Genomic DNA, 5,677 nt, shown 5'->3' on the forward strand with positions numbered 1-5,677 from the left:
GAGGTATTTTAGCAAAAGTTGGTTGATTTGTCTATGGTTATTGTTGGTTTTATTGTTATAAATCAATTTGTTGTGTGGTTTTTAAGGGTTGATTATTTATGCAAAGGTCTATTTCTATATGTGGGTTAGAGTTGTAAGTTAAAGGATGGTTTCTTCCTCTATGATATTAAGCCCGTTAAATTTAAAAAAACTTATTGTATTATTGTGTATTATTCTATGTTTAATCTCCCCTTGAACACGACGATTAAGGCCATAAAAATTTAACGGTGAATTGGCAAGGAGAAACATTCTCTTAGTATAAACATTTCCTTTCCATGCGTCTATTACCAAAAAATCGTCATTCCATTTCTTGGGCTCAAATATGGAGGTTGATTGATTGCGATTAAGCACATTGAAAATATGATTGGATCCTCTAATCATTATTGATTCCACTGTCATTTTAGGATAATTTTTACTTAATTCGCCCGTCATTACATCAGCAATTTCCCCACAATTAGCAACTTTATATTGCTCAAAGAGCATGTCTTTAAATTCATCGCTTACACTAAATTGTATAATGGCTTTCATATTAGAAATCCCATATTTTTTTTCTATGTCAGCAACATGAACCTTGATACTGTCTCGCAACGCTTCTATTTCCTTATGCACTTCTAAATAACAAGGATCATTATCATAATAAAGTTTGGCAGAAGATTTTAATGCACCTAATTTTCTAAACATATCCGATTTCAAAATTTCATTTCGAATGATTCTTATTCTCCTCATGTTTAAATTCAATAATGGTACACTTTCGCTTATTTTTGTATATTTTCCAACATTTAGTTCAACCGCCTTTTTTCCTGCATTTTCTAGCTTAAATGTGAACTTAACATGCCCCGTTGGATCCCTGTATTTAAGGGGGTTATTAGCCACATAAACATACAAATTCAAGCCATCAACCGCCCCTGCTGAATCGGGGCTGATCCATCTTGCTAGCCAAGGAGCTTGGTATCTGGCACCGTAGTAACACAAGCCACTGCTGTCGTCTCTTTCTTTGCCTGTGTAGCGGTAGCGTTTTTGTTGGGCTTGGGTTTTGTCTTTGCTGGCGATGATGGCAGTGCCACCATAGGGGTAATAATGCTCATAACTGAGGGGTTGGGCGTTGTCGTTGAGTTCTAGGGTGCTAGATTGTAGGTGGTTGGTGAGTTGGTAGCAGGTTTGTGTGTTGTTTTTGCTGATTTGGCTGAAGATATGGGTGCCGATATGCAGAGTGTGGGTTGTTTGCTTTGCTTGGTTGGTTGAAATATCCAGTAAAGGTAAATAATCTTTTTGGCTTTGCACTTGGTTATCGGATTCAATCACAGCGCGGACTCGACTGCCTTGGTAATCATAAACATAGTATTCTGTGGTGTTTTTGTCTTGTTTGTTGAGTTGATTAAGGGTGTTGTTGTAGTGCCAGTTTAAAGTGCCAATATTATTTAAGGTTAGCAGGTTACCATTGGCATCAAAGTCGGTGGTGGATTGCTGGGTTTCGGTGCCACGGTTGTTGTTTGGGTGGATAGCGAGGGTTTGTTGCCATGTGTTGCTGTGTGCTTGGTGTGAGAGAAAGTTGAGGTTGTCGCCTGTGTCGTAGGTGTAGGTTTGCTGGTAGGGTTCTAAAGTGTTCATTATTGTGTGGTTTGTGTTTGCTTATTTATCACTTCACGAGGTAGTAAAGCAACGGATTCCCCGATAGGTTTTAAAACTTCTTGTGGCTGTAAAAACAGGCGAACACTATTGCTTTTTTTCACCAATGCGATGGTGGTTATCTTAAGACCAAAAGCATCAGCAATTCTTGTGGAAGATCTGCCATTATCAGTTTTGTTAATAAAATCTTTGAAAAATTCTGCATCGTCTTTTGTGTCTTCATAGCGTTGTATTACTGATAGTGCGGTGTCGTTTTCGATTGCAGATCTTAAAAAAGTTTTTGGTAATACATTTTGCACGCCAAATATTTTTGTCATTCCTAGATATTGATAACAAGTTATTTCTGTTGCAGTTGTATTAATACTGACTTTGTTGCCAAAAGCCGACCTTCTATAATTTGTGCGAAATGTCAATTCACCTGTAGAAAAATCCATCAAATTTTTAAAATGAATAGAGCGGTGTGGATTGAAATAGGCTTGAACAATTGACGCATTTTTGTATTCTGGGTTTTTAATAAAATCTGTTTTAGTGTCCAGTATATTATATTCATCGGCTTTATGAATAGAATGATGTCTAACATATTCTTCCAATCTTTGATACGCTGCAGGAAAATGGAATAAATTATCATTATCGTGTGGTGCGCTAATGATTGACCCTAGTATATCTAATTCATAAACCCCCTCCTCTTTATTGAAATTATTGCCCTCATAAACTTTAGCATATCCCATTGGATCCTTGTATTTAAGGGGGTTGTTACTCACATAAACATACAAATTCAAGCCATCAACTGCCCCTGCTAAATCGGGACTGATCCACCTTGCCAGTCAAGGGGCTTGGTATCTAGCACCGTAGTAGCATAAGCCACTGTTGTCGTCTCTTTCTTTGCTTGTGTAGCGGTAGCGTTTTTGTTGCACTTGGGTTTTGTCTTTACCTGCGATGATGGCAGTGCCGCCATAGGGGTAATAATGTTCGTAACTAAGAGTTTGGGCTTTGTCATCCAGCTCTAAAGTGTTGGATTGTAGGTGGCTGGTGAGTTGGTAGCGGGGGTGGTTTTTGGTGTTGTCTTTGCTACTTTCGCTGAGGATATGGGTGCCGATGTGTAGAGTGCTGGTTTGTTGTTTTGCTTGGTTGGTTGAGAGCTCTAGTGAAGGTAGGTAGCCTCTTTGGCTTTGTATTTGGTGGTCAGATTCAACCGCAGTGCGGACTCGATTGCCTTGGTAATCATAGACATAGTATTGAGTGATGTTGTTTTTGTCTGCTTTAGTGAGCTTGTTAAGCGTGTTATTGTAGTGCCAATATAGAGTGCCAATGTTGTCAAGGGTTAGTAAGTTGCCATTGGTATCAAAGTCGCTGGCGGATTGTTGGGTTTCGGTGCTGCGGTTGTTGTTTGGGTGGATGGCGATGGTTTGTTGCCAAGTACTACTATTTGCTTGGTGAGATAGGTTGGTTAGGTTGTTGCCTATGTCATAGGTATAAGTTTGATGGTAAGGTTCTAGTGAAATCATGATATGGCGTAGTAGTTTGTTTGTTGTTTTATTTTAGATGACTTTTATCAGGTGCAAAATAATCCTGCATATTTCCACGAGGTGGCAGTGGTTCTGCAGCAGATATTAAAGGCATTTCTGGTTTTAAATATAGGAAAACGCTACTATCAACGCCAATCTTAGTATCATCTAACTTTATAGAGACTATCTTAAGGCTAAAAGTATTGGCAAGCCTTAAAGAAGATCTGCCGTTATCACTACTACCAACAAAATTACGATAAAATTTTGGGTAATTTCTATCCGTTCGATAAATCTCCATTGCTTCTTTTGCGCTGGGGTTGCTTATATTCTGTTGTAGCATTATTTTAGGTAGCATATTTAATGCGCCTGCTATTTTTGTCATCCCTAAATACTGATAAGAGATTACTTCTGTTGCATTCAAGCCAGAAATGCAGTTTTTATCTCTAAAATTTGACTCAAAAGTTAACTGTCCTGTATTGAAATCCATAATATTCTCAAACTCACTGGTAGGAGACGGAAGAGAGAGGGCTCTAATTTTTAATGCCCCCTTGCTGTCCTTTGATCTTATGATAAATTTTGTAGTGGCGTCTAGTATGTCAAGTTTATTAGCAGAATAAGTCTTAACAATTTCTTCTAGTCTTTCATATGATTCTGGAAAATCAAACAAGTTATCGCTACGATAAGTGCCTTCAATTGGACTTAATACATCTAGTTCACGAGGTTTACCTCCATCTATTGGATGAACTTTAACATGTCCTGTTGGATCAATGTATTTAAGCGGATTACTCCCTGCATAAGCATACAAATTCAAGCCATCAACTGCCCCTGCTGAATCAGGACTTGTCCATCTCGCCATCCAAGGGGCTAGGTACCTAGCACCGTAGTAGGACAAGCCACTTCTGTCGTCTTTTTCTTTGCCTGTGTAACGGTAGCGTTTTTGCTGTACTCGGGTCTTATCTTTACCTGCGATGATGGCAGTGCCACCATAGGGGTAGTAATGTTCGTAACTAAGGGTTTGGGCTTTGTCATCCAGTTCTAAAGTGTTGGATTGCAGGTGGCTGGTGAGTTGGTAGCGGGTTTGGTTGGGGTTTTGGGTGTTGTCTTTGCTACTTTCGCTGAGGATGTGGGTGCTGATGTGTAGAGTGCTGGTTTGTTGTTTTGCTTGGTTGGTTGAGATGTCTAGTGAAGGCAGATAGTCTCTTTGGCTTTGTGCTTGATTGTTAAATTCAACCACACTGCGGACTCGATTGCCTTGATAGTCGTAGACACAATACTCTGTGGTATTGGCTTTGTCTGCTTTAATGAGTTTATTTAAAGTATTGTTGTAGTGCCATTCTAGGTTGCCGATATTATTTAAACCTAATAGATTGCCATTAGCATCAAAGTCAGTGGCACTCTGCTGGGTTTCGGTGCTGCGGTTGTTGTTTGGGTGGATGACGATGGTTTGTTGCCAAGCACTACTATTTGCTTGGTGAGACAGGCTGGTTAGGTTGTTGCCTGTGTCATAAGTATAAGTTTGATGGTAAGATTCTAGTGAAATCATAATATGGTACAGCGGTTTGTTTGTCGTCTTATTCTAGATAGCCTACTATCAGGTGTAAAACAATCCTGCATATCTCCACGAGGTGGCAGGGGTTTTTCAGCAGATATTAAAGGCATTTTTGGTTTTAAATATAGGAAAATGCTATCACCAGCGCTAATCCTAGTATCATCTAACTTTATAGAGACTATCTTAAGGCTAAAAGTATTGGCAAGCCTTAAAGAAGATCTGCCGTTATCACTATGACCAACAAAATTACGATAAAATCCTGGGTAATTTCCGTCAGTTTGATAAATCTTTATTGCTTTTTGCGTGCTAGAGTTGACTATACCTTCTCTGAGAAATGTTTTAGGTAGCATGTTTAATGCACCCGCTATTTTTGTCATTCCTAAATATTGGTAAGAGATTGCTTCTGTTGCGTTCAAGTCAGAAGTACAGTTTTTATCTCTAAAATTTGACTTAAAAGTTAACTGTCCTGTAGTGAAATCCATAATATTCTGAAAATCACTGGTAGAAGACGGAAAAGAGCGAGCTTTAATTCTTAATGCTCCCTTGCTGTTCTCTGATTCTATGATAAATTTTGTAGTGGCGTTTAGTATGTCAAGTTTATTAGCAGGATATGTCTGAACAATTTTTTCTAGTCTTTCATATGATTTTGGAAAATAAAACAAATTATTATTCTGATAAGTGCCTTCAATAGGGCTTAGTATGTCTATCTCATAATCTTCTAAATCCATGTCGAATGGAACAACCTTAACACGCCCTGTTGGATCTATATATTTAAGTGGATTATTGCCCACATAAACATACAAATTCAAACCATCGGCACCTTGCGAATCAGGACTTATCCATCTGGCAAGCCATGGGGCTAGGTATCTGGCACCGTAGTAAGACAAACCACTACTGTCATCTCTTTCTTTACCTGTATAGCGGTAGCGTTTTTGTTGCACTTGGGTTTTGTCTTTGG

At 38.8% G+C, this 5,677-nt stretch carries 5 protein-coding genes; all 5 read right to left on the minus strand.

What is annotated here, in order from left to right; genetic code table 11:
• Nucleotides 1-138: 138 nt before the first annotated feature.
• A complete protein-coding gene (locus tag BBROOKSOX_RS08575) occupies nt 139-1,647 on the minus strand; it encodes an RHS repeat domain-containing protein (protein ID WP_139661028.1) in 1,509 nt (502 codons plus the stop codon).
• A complete protein-coding gene (locus BBROOKSOX_RS12180) occupies nt 1,647-2,489 on the minus strand; it encodes an RHS repeat-associated core domain-containing protein (RefSeq protein WP_306821345.1) in 843 nt (280 codons plus the stop codon). Before BBROOKSOX_RS12180 ends, BBROOKSOX_RS08575 begins: the two co-directional genes overlap by 1 nt.
• Nucleotides 2,490-3,170: a hypothetical protein gene (locus BBROOKSOX_RS08580; RefSeq protein ID WP_257607817.1), complete on the minus strand. Its 681-nt coding sequence runs from the start codon at nt 3,168-3,170 to the stop codon at nt 2,490-2,492.
• A 28-nt stretch (nt 3,171-3,198) separates the two neighbouring features.
• On the minus strand, nt 3,199-4,713 hold the full coding sequence (locus BBROOKSOX_RS12185) for an RHS repeat domain-containing protein (protein WP_257607818.1): 1,515 nt from the start codon (nt 4,711-4,713) through the stop codon (nt 3,199-3,201).
• Nucleotides 4,710-5,677, minus strand: a 968-nt coding sequence (locus BBROOKSOX_RS12190; RefSeq protein ID WP_257607819.1) for an RHS repeat-associated core domain-containing protein, incomplete at its 5' end; no start/stop codon positions are given. The genes BBROOKSOX_RS12185 and BBROOKSOX_RS12190, both read right to left, overlap by 4 nt.

The organism is bacterium endosymbiont of Bathymodiolus sp. 5 South (assembly GCF_900128535.1).
Lineage (GTDB): Bacteria > Pseudomonadota > Gammaproteobacteria > PS1 > Pseudothioglobaceae > Thiodubiliella.